Below are 17,747 nucleotides of genomic sequence, written 5' to 3' on the forward strand. Positions count from 1 at the left end.
CTGCTGATTAATGCATCAGCAGCTTTTTCAGTTTGTTATTTTCTGTTTGTTAATTGAATGTTATAACTAAATGAGGTGGGTTTTGCATAAACCATATAAGGCTCTAGCGGCTTCGGTCCGCAGCCCCAAGAACCAACGCCCAGGGTTTTATGACTAATGCACAATACCGTTCCCTTACTTTTTGGCAGATCTATTTTATACTCTACGTTTTCCATTTCCTCATCGCTGTAAGGAAGTGCCGCAACCTGAAATAAATCTGCTCCTTTTTTTACGCTTAATCCTAATCCACTATCTCCGTAGATATTCGCCCAACGAACATCCTCATGGTTCCCGCTTTCCATCGGTTTCTCGTAAGGGGTCATTTGGTTGGTTACGCTACTCGAATAATGGCCGACATCAAAACCACTTTTCCTATCAGCGTAGTTCTCCATTGGCCCGCGACCAAAGTATTCCATTTCATTCAAATCCTTATCCAAAAACAAACGTATTCCAATTCTAGCAAGAATTAATTTAGGATCGCTGAAATCTACATTGTTTTCGGCTTTGATTAATCCATTGCCATCGATGGTATAAGTTACTTGATGATGAACCACGAAGTTATTTTTTCCCGTACCTGTTAAGCTCACTTTTATTTGAACTTTATTCGTCGATAGTTGGCTATTGGTGACTTCGTTGGTTATCCATTTGATTGATTTCAATCCATTTTTCTCCCAATCTTCGTAAGCCCACATATCATCTTTACGGTGCGGCGCTCGCCACAGGTGCAACATTGGCCCGCCATTATCTTGAAGAACATTTTCGCCATCCTTTTCCATCTTTGTGAAAGTGCCTTCTTCCTTATCAAAAGTTAAAGCAAAATCACTTCCTTTTATATTGATGGATTTTTTCGAATCACTTAACGTTAGATTGCCTCCAGCATTGATTTCTGCAGCAGGAATACCGATTGGGATCTCCAATTGTTGTTCGGCAACTTCGTATCCTTTTTTAGCCCAATTTTTATCAGCAGCAAGATCGAAAGAAACCCTTAAGAAATATTCCGATCCCGGTTTTGGCTTCACTACGAAAGGAATTTTTATATCCTTTTCAGCACCTGGATTGATAGAGCCCGTAACTAAGCTCCCAGATGAAAGTATTTTACCATTTTCCGTAATTACCCATTTACCCACCAATGAATTAAGATTGGTAAACTGATACCTATTTTTGATGGTTATTAAGCCTTTTTTAACATCCTTTGGAATAATGCTAATCCATTGGTAAGCATGTTTCAACTCTGGGTAATGCGGTTTTAGCGATCGATCGGAAAAAACTACTCCCTTATGAATGAAATATTGGTCATTGGGATATTCTCCAAATCCTCCACCAAAGGCTGTAATTGGATGTTTTGGATCACGATTATTATAAATCCCCTGATCTTGCCATTCCCAAATTGCGCCACCTAATAAGGCGGGATATTTATCAAATAACTCATTGTAGATATCTACAGAACCCATTGAGTTAAACATTGCATGCGCATATTCGCAGAGATAAAATGGCTTATCGAGTGTTTTATCCGTTACCCTACTTTCCAAACTTTTCACATCCGTGTACATTTGGCTATCGATATCAGCAGGATTATTTTTACCAATACCAAAACCCTCGTAATGCGTTGGCCTTGTTGGATCTATTGCCTTAATGGCCGTTAAGGCAGCCCTAAAGTTAATTCCGCCGCTTCCGTTTTCGTTTCCTAACGACCAGATAACCACAGATGGATGGTTCTTGAAATTTTCTGTATTGGCTACGTTTCTATCTACAATTGCCGCCTTAATCCGTGGATCATCATTAAACTCATTCATTGCTCCGTGGCATTCTACATTTGCCTCAGCTACAAGATAAAGTCCATATTCATCGCACAGCTCATACCAACGCGGATCGTTCGAATAATGACTGGTACGAACATGATTACAGTTTGCTTGTTTGATCAACTGAATATCCTTAATCATTTGCGCTTCCGTAACGGCATGGCCATCATCTGGCCAGTTTTCATGGCGATTAACCCCTTTCAATTTAATAGCTACACCATTAACAGTAAATAACCGACCCTTAATTTCGATAGTTCTAAATCCTGTTTTTGAGGATAAAATTTCCGTATTGGCATTTCCATCCGTAAGCTTAATCACGGTGGTGTAGAGTTTAGGTGTTTCGGCAGTCCATTTTTCGGGATTGGTAACCTTAAATTTTACATTTACGGTAACTTCCTTTCCAGGTTGTAACGCAGGAACAATGACTTTACCTATAGCACCAGCAACTGGCGTAGAACCATTATATAAAGTTGCCACTACATTTTTTGCCTTGGTTGTTGTAGTGCTGTAGTTTTTTATTTTAGTGGTGACTAAAACCTCGGCATTTTTATATTGTTTATCGAGATTGGTTTTGATAAAATAATCTCTAATGTGTTGTTGCGGTGTACTCCAAAGCGTTACATTTCTAAAGATCCCACTCAAGCGCCACATATCTTGGTCTTCGAGATAACTTCCTGTTGTAAAGCGATAAACTTCTACTGCAAGTATATTTTTGCCTGGCTGCAAATATTTTGTTAAATCGAATTCGGCGGCGTTTCTGCTATTAACGCTGTATCCAACCTTTCTACCATTTACCCAGATGAAGAAACCAGCATCAACGCCATCGAAAGTGATGAAAATTTTACGCCCTTTCCATTCAGCAGGAACAGTAAAATCTCTGCGATAACTGCCAACTGGGTTTCTTTCCTTATAAGCGGTAAAGCGCTCTGGTGGAGTGCTCATCACCCTTGGGAAATCCTTTTGAAAAATATAATTGTAGTTACTGTAATATGGTGTACCATATCCCTCAACCTGAAAATTCGATGGAACCTTAATTTCATTCCAACCAGAAACATCGTAATTGGTTTGATAAAAATTTACAGGGCGTTTTTGAGGCCAATCTACCCAATTGAATTTCCACATTCCATTTAGGCTACGGCTATACGACGATGCATATCTATTGGCGGCCAATGCTTCTTTTAAATTTGCATAAGGCATTAACGTAGCGTGTGCTGCTTCCTTATTTATCCCAATATTTTCGGGGTCTTCTATTTCCTTGGGAACAGATGCCGTATCCTTTTCAGAAAGGAATTTATTGATTTGTTGCTGTGCATTTGCAAAAGTTACTTGCAGAAACACAAAAGCAAATAGCAATAAAAATTTGCTCTTAGCTTGTTTTATTAAGGCTTTGCTCATAAAAAGATTACTAAATTAATTCAGTTTTTGTGTTTTGGTTAGCTTAGAAGAACAATAAATATTTGACTTCTTAGGCTAAGATAAAACGATTTAGTTAAACTTCCAAAACAATGCTTTTTAAACTTAATGAATTGCTAATAGGACAATCCTTATTGTAAGGCAGAGATAGCCACGACTTTTTAGAAAGTAATTCTTAGTGAGCAGTACATTATCAACGAATTGGGTTTTGCGGTTTCTTGAGCAACAGACTTATTGATTAGGCCAATGGAAAACACGGTGATGAATAAGTAAATGCGATTGAGGTTAAGGGTGATTTTAGGGAATTGTTTAGGTGTTTATTTATTGATCGTAGAATAATTTTTAGCAGTTTAATTTTTTGGTTTCTATCTCAAATCCACACCATGGTCGTTGGGAAAATCCTCACCGCTCCAAATTTTTTGTGCACTCCATTTCGCCGCTGGTGCCGACCAAAAAGGATCGGTATCTGGCAAGCCCAATGGCAAAAATATATTGGTGCAGATGTAAGGACTGCCCTGATTGTTATAAAAATCGCCTAAATTAGGTTGCGATCCATATAAACCGATCGTTAACCAACCGTTTTTGTAAGTAGTCGGGCTTTCTAAAGTTTTTCTAATAACTGCTGTTAAAGCGCAACGCACCTGCTCGGGACTTAACTGTTTTGGTAGCGCTTTTCTCCAAGCCATATCGGCCAAGTGGTGAAAAGCACCTCCACGGTAAACAATCGAACGGCCAGTTGCTGGGTAAGATCCATCGGTGTTAATTAGCCTTTCTTGAATAATGGCATAACGTTCATTTCGTTTCTTGATTTTTTCGAACATGGCGTTATACGAGCCCGTTTTTTTACCTACAATGCTTGCAATACCAGCGAGATAAGGATGAATCACATAACTGTTGTAATAATCGTAAGCGAAAGTTGTACCATCGGTGTACATTCCATCGCCCACATACCACTGTTCCATTTGCTGCAGCGCATAATCTACTCGCATTTGGTCCCAATCGTAACCAAATTTGGCAAGAAAAGCTTCATTCATTGCAGAGAATAATAACCAATTTGAGAATACAGGCTTAAATTTTCTGGTGGTTAAAATCGACTTCATCATCAGCTCCTGATTTTTCTTACCGAGATTTTCCCAAAGCCATGACGAACGAACAAATGCATAAGCCACGTAAGAAGCATCTACCAATTGCTGTCCGGAAATGTCGTACCTCATAAAATCCTTAGCGTTAGAATCCAAGGAATTTTTTAACCCTTGAATAGCCCATTCGCGATATTGTTTTCTAAGCGCAACCTCTTCTGCAGAACCACCCTCTAACTCTAGCCAAGGGGCAATTCCACTTAAAACTCGACCTAAAACTTCCACATATTGAACCTTGATTCGCAATTCCTTATTATCGATGTGAATGGAAGTAACTTGAGGCATGGCAATTCTCAAACTATCTTTAGCCAAATTGTACAAGACTGGGCGAACCATTTTGTCCATTTGTTGCAACCAAAACTGCCTATCGCTTAATACAGCAGCTTTTTTGTTCGATTTTTTCTGTGCAAAGCTGCTCGAGCCAACAAAAGCTAGCATTAAACAGCAGATCAATATTTTAATAGTAATCGTTTTCATTATTTTTTCGATTCAATTTTTTCTAAAAATCTAAACATTTCACAATTGGCGAGTAGGAAAGCACCAACGCCAAAATTTGCAGTAGAGTTTGCATCTACAACTTGCCCCGGAATGGCCTTTTCGCCAATCGGCTGAACATAGCCCACTTTACCATTCTCTTGCAAAGCGGTTTTTGTTAAGTAGTTCCACCCTTTCAATGCGACAGGCAAATAGGTTTTCTCATTTAAATATCCATTGTTTATCCCCCATAAAAAGCCATAGGTAAAAAATGCTGTTCCGCTGGTTTCTGGTCCGGGTGCATGTTCCGAATCGAGCATACTGCGGGTCCAATACCCTTGCGTTTGTTGCGATTTAGCAATCGCTTTTGCCATACTTTTATACTTGGATAAATATTCATTACGATGAGGATCGTTCAATGGAAGATCTTTTAAAACCTTGGCCAAACCTGCAAAAACCCAACCATCGCCTCTGGCCCAAAAATCTTTTTTGCCATTTGTACTCGTGTGTTTTGGATAAACATATTTCGCATCGCGGTAGTAAAGCTTTGCCTTTTTATCGTACATGATGCTGTTGGCAAACATAAAATATTCGTAAAGCTTATCTAGATATTGTTGGTTTCCAGTTGCCTTATAAAGCTTCGTCATCACAGGCATCACCATGTAAAGTCCGTCTGCCCACCACCAATAATCATTTGCACTGGTGCTCATTTCGTACTCCATCACTTCTTTTGCACGAGCAATTTTGTATTCTTTTTTATCTAAATGATATAAATCTACATACGTTTGGAAGCAGATTTGCCAATCGCCGAAGAGTACATATTCATCTGTTTCACCGTATTTGTATTTCCATTTGGAGCGATCAGTAGATTTTGCTCCCATCCATTTATTGTGAGTTGCCCAAGCTTCTGCATATTTTAAAAAATCTTGATTTCCCGTCACCTGAAAAGCTTCCATGTTTCCAGTTTGGTAAGCTGCGTGATCCCAAAAAGCCCGAACTTCTGGTTTATTATTCGTTTGCCAGTAAGTATTGGATTGATTGATAATGGCAAGAACATCTGCTTTTGCGGGCAGATTTTGTGCCACCAAACCAAGATTAGCCAAGAGCATCAATAAGACCAAGAATAGTGTAGATTTCTTCATTTTAATTTTTAATTCCCTCCACCGTTGGAATGACTGGCTGAATACTTCCATCAGCATTAAAAAACATTTTATCGATACAAACCTCTCGGTTATAGCCTGCTGCCCTACCCATTGCAATTCCTTTTGGTCGGGTAAAACGATGATAAACCATGTACCATTCATCTTTGCCGGGAACCTGAATTACACTATTATGTCCGGTTCCGTAAATTCCTTTTGATGGATTTTTAGATAGGATAAGGTTGTTTTCTGGAATCGTGATTTTCCCTGTTGGTGAATCTGAATAGCCATAACGAACACGGTAATTTTCGCTTCTAGTATCATCTTCAGACCAAAGAAAATAGTATTTTCCATTGCGGTGGAAAACCTCAGTTCCCTCTCTGAAACCACCATTTGGCGTAATCACTTTAATGGAATTGGTATCAATGGAAATCATATCTGCATTCAATTCGGCAACCGCCATGTGCCCATTGCCCCAATACAAATAACTTTTTCCGGATTTTGGATCGGTAAAAACATCAGGATCTATTTCTTGTCCGCCTCTGGTTCCTTTTGGCCGCTCGGAAATTAAAGCCTTGCCAATATCCTTAAACGGATCTGCTGGATCATTGGCAACCGCAACACCAATTTTTTGAGCCGCGGTGAAATAGTAGAAGTATTTATATTCGCCGTTTACTTTTTTCTCTACGATTGTAGGCGCCCAAGCATTCTTTTTCGCCCAGGTTACATCCTTTTCTAAATCAAGAATTACGCCTTCGTCTTTCCAATCCGTTAAATTGCTGGAAGAAAACGTTTTAAAAAAAGTGCCACTCCAACCGGTAAAACCATCGCTGGTTGGATAGATATAATATTTTGAAGTTTTATGAGAATATAGAACCTCTGGATCTGCATAATAACCGTTTAGGACGGGGTTATTGGTCACTTCTGCAACAACGGAATAGGTTTGGGCAGGTTTACCGCCAATACTAACCTGAACATTCACTTTCCCTTTGCTAAAATTATAGGGCGCTTTTGGAGAAATCGTAATGCCTGGCAAAGTAGAAAACTGAGGATCAAAAGCCTTGAGATTAGTTCCTTGCACAACTGGCAAATAAACCTCGTTTTTTACAGAATCGATAACGACATTGTTCTTTTTAATGGAAGCAGATCTCGGCGATGCCAATACCAGAATAGGATTATACCATTTCGCCATTAATCGATCTACTTCTTCACTGGTTATTGGTAAAACCGTTCCGTGTCGAGGATGAAAATCCATACTCACTTCGTTATCAATTACGCTAAAGCTTTTAAAATCCTTGGTTATGGTGAATTGATATCTGCCCTTGGTGTAAACATCGTACATTAAAATATAACCCTCGCCATTGTTCAATTTAAATACGCCAGCGCCTTCCACCGGATCTTTAGTTTGCTGCACATATTTATCGCCAAGTACGTAACCTTCTGTTAGCTTATCAGAAACTGCAATTTTAATTCCAGAGCCATTCCCTTCTGTTTTAAAGAATAAATGATATTTTCTATCACTAAAAATAATGTCTCCATCAATGGCGGCACCATTCGTAGGACTAAAATAAAGTTGTTTCGGTGCCGTTTCCAGATCAGTAAAATCTGCATTGGTGTAGGCGTAATAAATCTTATCAGGATCATCGCCGTTTTTCATCGACCAATAGATCATGTACTTTTTGGCCTGCTGATCGTAAATGGTTTGTGGCGCCCAAACACGAAGTAAATTTTCGTTTCCAGTAAATTTCTGTTGAATATTGATGATGGATGAAGTCCAGTTGATGAGATCTTTGGATTTTAGCAGAATCATGGCCCTGTTAGAGTTCCAACCTTTTGCCGAAACCATATCGGTAACTACCATATAAAAGGTTTTGCCATCGGTACCACGTAAAATATGTGGATCCCGAACGCCTCCCGTAGAACTAATTGCAGCAGAGCTGATGACCGGCTTGTTATCATTCAAAGCCATGTAATTGTAGCCATCGGTACTAATGGCGAAGCGTATAGATTCTTCTGCTCCAGTATTTCCTGTGAAATAAGTGAATAAATAAGCTGTTGGTTTTACGGTTTGCTGGGCGAAACCAAAAAATGATAAAGAAAGAAAAGCTGAGGCAAGCACTAACTTTTTTAAATTCATCAACCTTTTAAATAGCTTATTCATATTGTTACTTATTTTTTGGTTTCCATTCCAGCACTTGCACTTTTGTTGCTCCTGCATTTGCTTTGCCCTCACCATCTACCTGAGTTACTTTTTGCACAAACAGATTTAAAACTCCCTTTTTATTCCAAAGCTCGGTGTCATAGGTCGGCTCCCAATCTCCAACACTTTCGTTAGTTAAATCGGTAATGTTCCATTCCTTACCTGCAATGTTTTTAGTCAATGCTAAAGAAATCTTATTGTCTCTTTCGGCATCACGAAAAATTAATCCTGCTGCCTGGTCTTTTCCATCTTTCCAGGTTACAATCTGCGGACGAGAAACGGGAATTCGCTTTGTTCCAGTACCGCTTAATGAAAAGGCAGTCTTTCTGAATCCTAAGTTGTTTACTTTCCATTCGCCATTGTTGTTGTAAACGATGTGGTATTGAGGAATGGGATTGTTTTCATCATGCCAGTAAGAAGCTATAAAAACCTCGCCAGTAGATTTCGCAAACATGGAAGTTTGATTGATCAATTCGCTTTTTTGAGGAATGCGTAATGCGTATTCTGCATTGCCAGCGTTGATTGGCAAGCTGTAGATTTCACCTGTAGATTTTTGCCACGTTTTACCACCATCCGATGATTTTGCGTAACAAAGATCGTGGTTGCTGGCCACATCAGGGCTTTCTCTCCAAACCCATGAAAGATGCAAGCTACCTTTTTCATCTACAGTAGTTTGCCAGTAAGCATTTCTTTTGCCCTCGCCATCAATTAATCCATCCTGAACCCTAACCCATTCTTGGGTTTTTAATTCGTAGCGGTTAATCATCAAATTTCCGTTGCCAGATCCACCATCTCTGTAAAAGAACAAGAGATCGCCATTGCTGAGTTTATAAAATTCTGGATAAGTTACTTTATCCTCTTTAAGCGAAAGCATGGATTGTTTAGCGCCCATTTCTAGTGAGCCAGCATTTATGCTTTTGGCGTAGTTTAATTTATTGTTGTGTTGCCCCCAAGCCAAATGCAGAAATCCATTGCCATCAATAGAAATGCTGATCGATTTATGTGCATCGGTAGCATCGCCTTTATACTGACTTCTTTTTACATCCCAGTTTTCGGTACCCAATTTTCTTTTGGCAAGCACCACAAATTGCTCATCATCATAAAAAGCTGCGTATTGAATATTCTGGAAAGTAACCAAAGCGTTTTTCCGAAAGATGACTGCATTGACCGAATTGTTTGCCCATCCATTTTGGGCTATTGTTGTTGGATTTTTTACTTGAGCAAAACTTACGAAACAGCTAAAGCTCAACATAAAAAATATGCTTTTAGAAAAGATCTGCCTGTAGTTTAAATCGATTTGTTGGATGCTCACACCTCGTATGTTTGGTTTTCTAAGTACACTATTTTTAAGCATTTAGATAGGGGGCTAAGTGATATTTAATAGGGGGCGTATTCATAAAATTTATCCTTTAAAATACTGCTAACAAAATTACTGGTTAAGGAATTTGGATCCTCTGCATTGCGAACATAGTTTTTGTACCGATTAAATTTAGGATTCCAAACGCTTAAGCCGCCGCCATTTGTAGCAATCCAAAGCTTTTGATCCTTATCCAAACTTAAACCCATTACATTTTCACTACTCAGCTTAAAAGGAACTTTAGTGATGAGTGAAGAGTTTTTATCGAAGTTAAATAAACCATTTGTAGCCGTAATTTTGATTTTCTTTTTGCCAGCCTGATAAATTACAGGGTGTATTTTAGAATCTGCATAATCGAAAACTGAAATTCCCTTTTGCGTGCCAATCCAGATCCGATCTTTTCCATCTCCATCAAGAGCCGTAATATGGTTGTAGATTAAGGAATTATTTTCGTTCCATTTATTTCTATAGATCTTGAAATTATAGCCGTCGTAAGTGCCCATCCACATAAAACCAAAGCAATGGTGATAAAGGGAGTTAACTACGTTATTTGATAGGCCATCTTCTACTCCAAGGCATTTTATTACTGTTGGACTAACTTGCCCCCAGGATGCAGAATAGGCAAAAAGAAAACATACAAACAAACGTACAGCTTTGGGCATACATGCTACTAAATGGGATGATAAAATGTAATTTGGTTATGAAGCTAAAGTACGTAATTAATCCAAATTCGAGGCTGAAGTTGCTGCCAGAAAATGTTATAAGCAATTATGCGGTTACTATTGGCGAATTTTTGGAAGCGGTAAAAAGGATAGTGAACTTTTTTAAGGGTGAACATATTGAACAATTTTCCTCATCATATAATGACCTAGAAGCTGAACTACAAAGATTTACAATGCCGAACTTCTTAAGCTTCTTTTTGTTTTATCAGTTGATGGAAGGTTTTTTTGTAACTTTCACCCCAACCCTTCATGGCATATAAAACCTCTAAAATACTTTCACCACCTTTGGTTAATGAATACTCTACTTTTGGAGGTAGGATGTTATGAATCTTCTTTTCTACTATTCCATGAAATTCCAATTCTGAAAGCTGCTGGTTTAAAACCCTTACAGATGCCTGTGGAATGGATTTATGCAATTCCGACGGACGTTTTATCCCTTTGTTGATATTTGCCAGCAAATTAGCTTTCCATTTTCCACCAATCACTTCGATGGCAATATTTAATCCGCATGTAAGGTCTTTAGGTATTTTCTTTTCGTACATCTTTGGAAGATTTTAATATTCAAACATAACCAATAAACTTTATTTGCTGTAGGGTTAAAATTATCAGTACATGACAATTTTAACCCTACTTATAAATGCTCCTTTAATATTGAATATTTGTATTTCATTTTAACGATAAAAAAATTATGTACCTAACACGTTTCACGAGGGCTTTGGTTGTTTTTGTAATCTTCGATTTTTTCATGTTCTTTATTTTAGAAGCGATTTTTTGGATGCAGCCTTTTGTACATAATTTGCTGTTGGATTGGTTCAACAACCCACCTGCAAGTTTAGGATATGAAATGCACGCCTTGGTGTTAAAGAAACTATTCATCAATCAAGGTTTCTACAATCTGTTTTTCGTTATTGGTGGGATTGCTGGATTATATCAGCAGAAAATTAAGTCAGTTGGCTATGCACTTATTTTATTGGTCTGCTTTGCTGCAGTGGGCGCAGGTTTGGTATTGGCGGTTACTTCAAATGCTTATTTACTCGCATGCTTGCAGGCCATTCCCGCTGCTATTGCCTTTTTAAATATTTATCCCTTGTTTAAACATTCAACTCTCCATAAAGATTAAACCAAATTTTCAATTTATATTGTGCTGATGGGAAAAGAACAGCTTATCAATTTTATCAAAACAAACATTCCAAATATAAGTGTAACGCAAACGGGGCTAGATACCATTGCAGCACACTTTGAAGAAATTGAGTTTTCAAGAAATGAATACCTTTTAAAGCAGGGAAAGGTTAGCGACTATTACTATTTGGCCGAAGGATTTATCAGGGCTTTTACTTTTGATTCTGAGGGCAACGAGATTACTACCTTTTTTTACCCCGCTGGAAGGGTAGCATTTGAAGCTTCTTCGTTTTTCCTACGCGAGCCTTCCACAGAATATTTACAGGCGATTAGCGATTGTAAGGTGTATGCCACCAACTTTGAAAAGCTAAATCTGCTTTTTCATTCAGTACCCGAATTCAGGGAGTTTGCGAGAGGAATGCTTGTAAGGGAATTTGTGGCCTACAAACAACGAACCTTGGCTATGATCAATAAAAGTGCAGAAGAACGTTATGCAAACCTCGTATCGCATAACAGTGAGATTTTTCAACATGCCCAATTAAAACACATAGCCTCTTATCTTGGTGTTACTGATACTTCGCTAAGCCGCATAAGAAAAGAGTTTGCTAAAAAATAGCATTTGATTTCTTGCCATTTGGCAAGTCGTTTCCTATCAAATGGCAAGCTGGTTTAGGGTAATCATAGCTTCCTTTGTGTTGTATTAAAACAACAAAAAAATGGAACATTTACAAACTTATGTTTACTTAACATTTGGTGCTACGGTAATATTTACCATCTGGTTATTTTATAAAGCTACCAATTATTCAAAGCCTTTTCTATTAGGGTTAATTGCGTGGATAATTATTCAGTCGGCTTTGGGCATTTCCGGATTTTACAGCAACCCCAATACCATGACTGCCCGGTTTCCCCTTTTAATTTTACCCCCGTTACTTTTTCTCGTATCTAGATTAGTAACCAAAAGTGGCAGAGCCTTTTTGGATGGATTAAACCTGCCCATGCTAACCATTCTTCATGTTATTAGAATTCCTGTAGAAATTGTATTATTCTGGCTATTCATTAACAACTCAGTTCCTGAAGCTATGACATTCCATGGCAGGAATTTCGATATCCTTTCGGGAATATCAGCACCTCTTATATATTATTTTGGATTTGTAAAGAAGACATTAAGTAAAAAGGTCATCATCGCGTGGAATTTAATCTGTCTTGCTTTGCTGCTAAACGTGGTATCTGCTGCACTACTTTCTTTGCCTGCAAGGTTTATACAATTTGGTTTCGAGCAACCCAACATAGCCCTTGGATATTTCCCGTTTGTATTACTACCTGCTCTGCTAGTTCCATTGGTAATGCTATCAACTGTAGCCGCCATAAAACAGCTTATAAAAAATAGTCGAAATTGATTTAATATGTAATTAATCCAAATTGGATGCTGAACTTGATGCCAGAAAATGTTAAGAGCAAATACTGGACACTGTTGTCAAATTTATGAAAACGAAGGAGCCTTTAACCCAGGAATAGAGCAACTATTTTAAGTCCTATTAGTAAGCCACTACGACAACATTTCAAGTTTAGCCATTGCGATATACGAATCTACGTGAGGAGTAGTTTCATCTATATCTTTTGCTTTCTCAAATAAATTTAAGGCTTCAAGATAGTTTTTACTTCTCATGTAATAAATTCCCTTATTTCTGATAGCATATGCATTAAGCCCCTCAAGACTTAGCGAATAATTAATATCTGTTACTCCAGCCTCATAATCTCCTAGCAATATTTTAGACAGGCCTCTATTATTATATGGATAGGCAAATAGGGGATCAATTTTTATTGCTCTATTAAACAGTAAAATGGCGCTATGGTATTCCTTAATATTGTTTAAAACATAGCCAAAATTGTTTAAAGTATATTTATGGTTGGGCTCCGATTCTAGAGAACGCTTATAGAAATCAATCGCCATTTCATATAATTCCAATGATGAATAGATCAATCCGGCATTTGAAAAGTCATCTGCGTCGAATTGGAAAAGCGACTGGAATTCATCAGATATTATTTTAGCTTCAGTAAAGTTTTTAACCATTATGTGAGACGAAATCGCAAATTTAAATAGCTCAGGTTCGCGAAAATCTCTCAAAATAATGGAACTAAAAATTGCTCCAGCCTCAGCATATTTTTTAGTATAGAATAACATGACAGCATTTTGAACTGCCAAAGGAAGCCTTTTCAGGCGAAGTATTTTTCTAAAGGCAGAACCATCGTTTTGTAATAATTCGCCATCCACAGTCTCTACTGAATTTTTAGATGGTACTAAGCTCGCGTATAAGCCAAAAATAGCAACGCCAAGAAATATGGAAGAGGCTAATTTTATTCCTCCATGCCAATCTAAATAAATTGATGAAAATGAAATAGCTAAACCTAAGAAAAACGGCAAAATCGGCCCCATTAAAATAAATATGAGTTGTTTATTTAATGATATATCTACATCTGTAAGTTTACACAGCCCTCCTTTCCATTTAAATACATTATACCTAATCCAAAAATGCAATCTCCCAATTATGAGTTTGAGAGATTCGTTTTCTTCACCATAAGATCCAATATATACAGTCACAATTCCTTTAGAGAATATTAGACCAGGTATGGCATGTCCAATCTCGTGGGTAATTGTAATTATCTTAGCGGTAATTGCAATCAAAAAAAAGAATAAGATAAAGATTACTAGTAAGTTCATGAGAGCATTATTTTCATAAATATTATAAAAATAAAGATATAAAACTAAGATTTCTTAATATCGGAAAAAAATCAAACAAATGTTAGCCCGATTTTTCGCAGCTTGATGTACGCTCAATTTTAAAACGATGATTTTACGAAAATTTTGATTTTTTCCAAGATGCTCTAAAAGCAAAAAAGCCTTAACTTTTTCAAGTTAAGGCTTTTGTTGCGGAATGGACGGGACTCGAACCACCCCGTATATGTACCTATTTAACAACAAGTTAAAAATCACAAAATATAATGCGCTCTAAATGCACACCAATAAATCTATATAAGAACAACAATTATTATCAAAATTAACAATACTTCTTCAAGAAAGCAAGACAGATAGTTTTATTAATAACATCTTGTATTATCCAAAATTATCCCTTTATTTTACGTTTAGTAATAATCTGCTCATTGCCTCGTCTTATTGTTCTAAGTACTCTACTTGAGCTTTTAAGTGAGACAAAAGTCCAGGTAACCACTTGATTATTTTTTGTTCACTGTTTAAATTATGGATATGACTTTCATCATTAGTCCAATTTCCATTCATTGCAAAATGAAATTTTTTGAAGTCAAATTTATTATTCAAAAATTCGTTGAAACCATTAGGAACACTAATACTAGATAAAAAATTTTGATTGGAAAATTCCAAGCTTAATTTTTCTTGATATTCGTTTAACTGATAAAATTGCCAATGTGGCTGTGGGTGCTTGTTTTGAATACTTTCATAACTATCCCATTCCGCTCGAAATAGCTGAAATTTTGACTGAACATCATACTCTCCTTTGAAGAGAGATAAAGAAATATTTGTTTCGAAAAATATTTTATTTAACTCGAGATTATTTTTTGAAAGGCGTGCCAAGTAATCTTTCTTGGCTATTCCACTTTGATTTGTATAACTAGTTTCAACATCTATTTTAGTGAATTGAATGATGATTTTAATCCAGTAATCAAAATACCATTTAACAACTTTTGTATCCTCTAAATAATTTTTGTGCAGATCCTTTGCCTCGCTAGTATTGCTAGAAACCAATCTGTAAAGGCCGAATCCATCCTTTTTAATAAAAGCTTTATCAGGAAAATAATCCTGAATTAATTTTTCAATGTTACTAACAAGAAGATCCATTATTTATTGAACAGGGTATATATACTGTTGTATCCATTCGTCTAATCGTCTTTTATCAAAATAGATATCTTCAGATATCTGGATACCAAACTCAACTAGACGAGAGTATATTGGTGAATTAATATGTATTTTATTTAAATCCTCAGAAAACTCTTCAGATTTTAGAATTTTAGGTAGAGGTATTTGATTTGTATACATCTTACCTAAATCATACCAGTTTCCCCCCGCCAATTGTTTTGAATATATAGATAAGAGTCTATCAAAAAAGGAACTAGAAAAAATAGACAAATAAAAATAATAGTCATTTTCATTTGAGAAATCATTTAAAATCCAGGCATTTCCTCTTTCAACGACATAACGTCCTGTTTTATCGTATGCAAACGAATTTGAACTCCCAAATTCAGCAGAAATAATTTTCGGTTGTTTTTCGAACTGCCAATTTCTTGGCCTGGTTAGTCCCCACCATTCAGAAATTCCTGATCGCTTTTTAAGCAATGTACGATTAGGCTCTAGTTTTGAAGCGAAAAAAAATGGCGCATTCTTTTCGAGAACTTTTTCATCTTTTAAGAGCATTCCATCCTTATCATAAGGGTACCAAATAAAGGTCTTTTGATAATGAAATTGTCCATCCTTTATTGTTTCATTATCAGCAACTAAGCGAAAATATGTTTTCTCCTTAGTTGATAAATCCAAATATTCAAGTTCGGTAATTTTGAAAACATTTTTGACTCCTTGCCTAATTCCTTGTTGTACTTTAAAAATTTCACCTACTGTACTCAGTCGTTTTTCGGCAACCAGTATATCCAAGCTCGTCAACAGTTCATGTTCTTCTGAAGACACAGGTTTCCAAGAATCCTTTATTATCGGAAACTTTAAAGGTTGGAAAATACTATACGAACTAGTATTCACGCTTAATTCATTCGAATAGTACATTTTTCTCAAATCTCTAAGCGCCTCTTGAACTACTCCTTTTTCATTCTGTGTCCAAAGAATAGTAGGCATAGAAACCTTTCTTGGTTTATAACCTATTAATAAACTTACATCGGTCAATGCATCTTCAAAAACAAAATTACCCAACTTCCCAACTAGAGAAAAAGAAATCAGCTCATTGACTTCATCCCTAAGTTTTTTGTAAGAATCTAGACTGAGTAATGAGGACGGAATTACGCAGCCAATTACTCCACCATTATTTAAAGATTGAACCGATTTATAAAAAAAAGCACTCGCTTGATTTGGTTTGCCTATAAAATTGTTACCTAATGCTTCCTGAACAGCATCTTTTGCCGACATACTTGTCAATAATTCCCAAGACACGAATGGCGGATTCATCAAAATTAAATCATAATCCGTATCCCAAGAAACCATTAGAGAATCCTCCACAATGGTGAAATTAAATTCTAATCTATCTTTCCATATTGTTCTTTGTTCATATTTTAGCAAGAAATTTGAAGTATTTATTGCCGTCTCCGAGGAATCCCATCCAATAATTTCTAAGTTTCCTGAAAAATTTAACTCCCTTAATTGTTTTAATGTTTCAACCAAGAATTCCGAAGAGCCACAAGAGGGGTCTAATATCTTAAGCTTGCTTTTAGATAAATCAAGCTGACGTAATGCATTTTCTACAATGGTCCTTGAGACATAAGGTGGTGTATAATGGATACTTGAATAAGATAAATTTACAGTTTCTAGCTTATTTGAAATACCACCGAACAGATCCCTTTGTGTACTAAAAAAGAAAACTTCCTTTTGAGCTTCCTGAAATAGAATACCAGCTGAATGACGTATTATTAAATCAAGTTCTGGTTTAATACTATTTATACCTGTATTTATCTTGTCTACAAAAAACCCAAAGTTATCTGGTATGTTTACATCATTTAAGTTCCATTTGCTCTTATCAATAGTAAAATAATCATCTTCTAGACTGCTGAGAAGAAGGAATAATAAATTTAAGGCTTCAACAGGATTTGTTTTCTCCTGAGTCAGATTACGTAGCTGTCTAAATATATCAATGATAAAAGGAACTACATCTTTATCAGACTTACGACTATTTGAGAGTAAATAATGATAAAATTTATCAAAATTCGCTACTACAACATTTTGAGGTATTTCCTCATATTCATTTTTTACCCAATTGAAAATCTTAACTAATTCATTATCGAGCACTAAATAATTCTTAGTATTACTTGACCATGATTTAGAATAATAATCGAGCTTTGTGTTATCAGCACCATTAGTTTGAAGACAAAAATCGCCACTGCCCCCATTTAACAAAACAAATGTTGAATCATTTAACAGCGGACGAAGATGTATTGGCAATAATCCAAATTTTTGCTTCCAGATTAGCGTTTCAGACAGGTTTATCATTAGTTTTCAAAAATGCATTTTTAATATGTATTTACTAAACTATCATTGTAATTAAAGTAGAAAAATTAAAATTACTAAAAATTTTAGCAAAAAACCAATTTTTAAAGATAT

The 17,747-nt window shown here is 36.5% G+C and carries 13 protein-coding genes; 3 read left to right on the top strand and 10 right to left on the bottom strand.

The window, feature by feature from the left end:
• Nucleotides 1-35: 35 nt before the first annotated feature.
• The 7 genes from EZ449_RS04765 to EZ449_RS04795 all read right to left on the bottom strand — a co-directional run bounded on the left by EZ449_RS04765 (nt 36) and on the right by EZ449_RS04795 (nt 10,824).
• Nucleotides 36-3,233 carry a glycoside hydrolase family 2 TIM barrel-domain containing protein gene (locus EZ449_RS04765; protein ID WP_131556827.1) on the bottom strand — a complete coding sequence of 1,066 codons (3,198 nt, stop codon included), beginning with the start codon at nt 3,231-3,233 and terminating at the stop codon, nt 36-38.
• A gap of 383 nt (nt 3,234-3,616) precedes the next feature.
• On the bottom strand, nt 3,617-4,867 hold the full coding sequence (locus EZ449_RS04770) for a DUF2264 domain-containing protein (RefSeq protein ID WP_205942946.1): 1,251 nt from the start codon (nt 4,865-4,867) through the stop codon (nt 3,617-3,619).
• Nucleotides 4,867-6,006 (bottom strand): glycoside hydrolase family 88/105 protein, encoded by a 1,140-nt coding sequence (locus EZ449_RS04775; protein ID WP_131556828.1) that lies wholly within the window; start codon nt 6,004-6,006, stop codon nt 4,867-4,869. Before EZ449_RS04775 ends, EZ449_RS04770 begins: the two co-directional genes overlap by 1 nt.
• 1 nt (nt 6,007) lies before the next feature.
• Nucleotides 6,008-8,164: a family 43 glycosylhydrolase gene (locus EZ449_RS04780; protein ID WP_131556829.1), complete on the bottom strand. Its 2,157-nt coding sequence runs from the start codon at nt 8,162-8,164 to the stop codon at nt 6,008-6,010.
• A gap of 4 nt (nt 8,165-8,168) precedes the next feature.
• The gene (locus EZ449_RS04785; protein ID WP_225872234.1) at nt 8,169-9,515 is read right to left on the bottom strand and encodes a BNR repeat-containing protein; all 1,347 of its coding nucleotides are present in this window, start codon (nt 9,513-9,515) and stop codon (nt 8,169-8,171) included.
• A gap of 65 nt (nt 9,516-9,580) precedes the next feature.
• Nucleotides 9,581-10,222 carry a ligand-binding sensor domain-containing protein gene (locus EZ449_RS04790; RefSeq protein WP_131556830.1) on the bottom strand — a complete coding sequence of 214 codons (642 nt, stop codon included), beginning with the start codon at nt 10,220-10,222 and terminating at the stop codon, nt 9,581-9,583.
• A gap of 245 nt (nt 10,223-10,467) precedes the next feature.
• A complete protein-coding gene (locus tag EZ449_RS04795; RefSeq protein WP_131556831.1) occupies nt 10,468-10,824 on the bottom strand; it encodes a winged helix-turn-helix transcriptional regulator in 357 nt (118 codons plus the stop codon).
• Nucleotides 10,825-10,970: 146 nt separating this feature from the next.
• Here EZ449_RS04795 and EZ449_RS04800 point away from each other — a divergent pair, with 146 nt between their 5' ends.
• The 3 genes from EZ449_RS04800 (at nt 10,971) to EZ449_RS04810 (ending at nt 12,798) form a co-directional block, all read left to right on the top strand.
• On the top strand, nt 10,971-11,402 hold the full coding sequence (locus EZ449_RS04800) for a DUF1304 family protein (RefSeq protein WP_131556832.1): 432 nt from the start codon (nt 10,971-10,973) through the stop codon (nt 11,400-11,402).
• Between the two features lie 27 nt (nt 11,403-11,429).
• Complete coding sequence (locus tag EZ449_RS04805; protein WP_131556833.1) at nt 11,430-12,017, top strand: Crp/Fnr family transcriptional regulator; 588 nt, start codon at nt 11,430-11,432, stop codon at nt 12,015-12,017.
• Nucleotides 12,018-12,117: 100 nt separating this feature from the next.
• Complete coding sequence (locus EZ449_RS04810; protein ID WP_131556834.1) at nt 12,118-12,798, top strand: hypothetical protein; 681 nt, start codon at nt 12,118-12,120, stop codon at nt 12,796-12,798.
• Nucleotides 12,799-12,947: 149 nt separating this feature from the next.
• Here the strand turns inward: EZ449_RS04810 and EZ449_RS04815 are convergent, their stop codons facing one another.
• The 3 genes from EZ449_RS04815 to EZ449_RS04825 form a co-directional block, all read right to left on the bottom strand.
• The gene (locus EZ449_RS04815) at nt 12,948-14,120 is read right to left on the bottom strand and encodes a tetratricopeptide repeat protein (RefSeq protein ID WP_131556835.1); all 1,173 of its coding nucleotides are present in this window, start codon (nt 14,118-14,120) and stop codon (nt 12,948-12,950) included.
• Nucleotides 14,121-14,570: 450 nt separating this feature from the next.
• On the bottom strand, nt 14,571-15,272 hold the full coding sequence (locus tag EZ449_RS04820) for a hypothetical protein (protein ID WP_131556836.1): 702 nt from the start codon (nt 15,270-15,272) through the stop codon (nt 14,571-14,573).
• A gap of 3 nt (nt 15,273-15,275) precedes the next feature.
• Nucleotides 15,276-17,636 carry an N-6 DNA methylase gene (locus tag EZ449_RS04825; protein ID WP_131556837.1) on the bottom strand — a complete coding sequence of 787 codons (2,361 nt, stop codon included), beginning with the start codon at nt 17,634-17,636 and terminating at the stop codon, nt 15,276-15,278.
• Between the last annotated feature and the right edge of the window lie 111 nt (nt 17,637-17,747).

Source organism: Pedobacter frigidisoli, assembly GCF_004331675.1.
Taxonomy (GTDB): domain Bacteria; phylum Bacteroidota; class Bacteroidia; order Sphingobacteriales; family Sphingobacteriaceae; genus Pedobacter; species Pedobacter frigidisoli.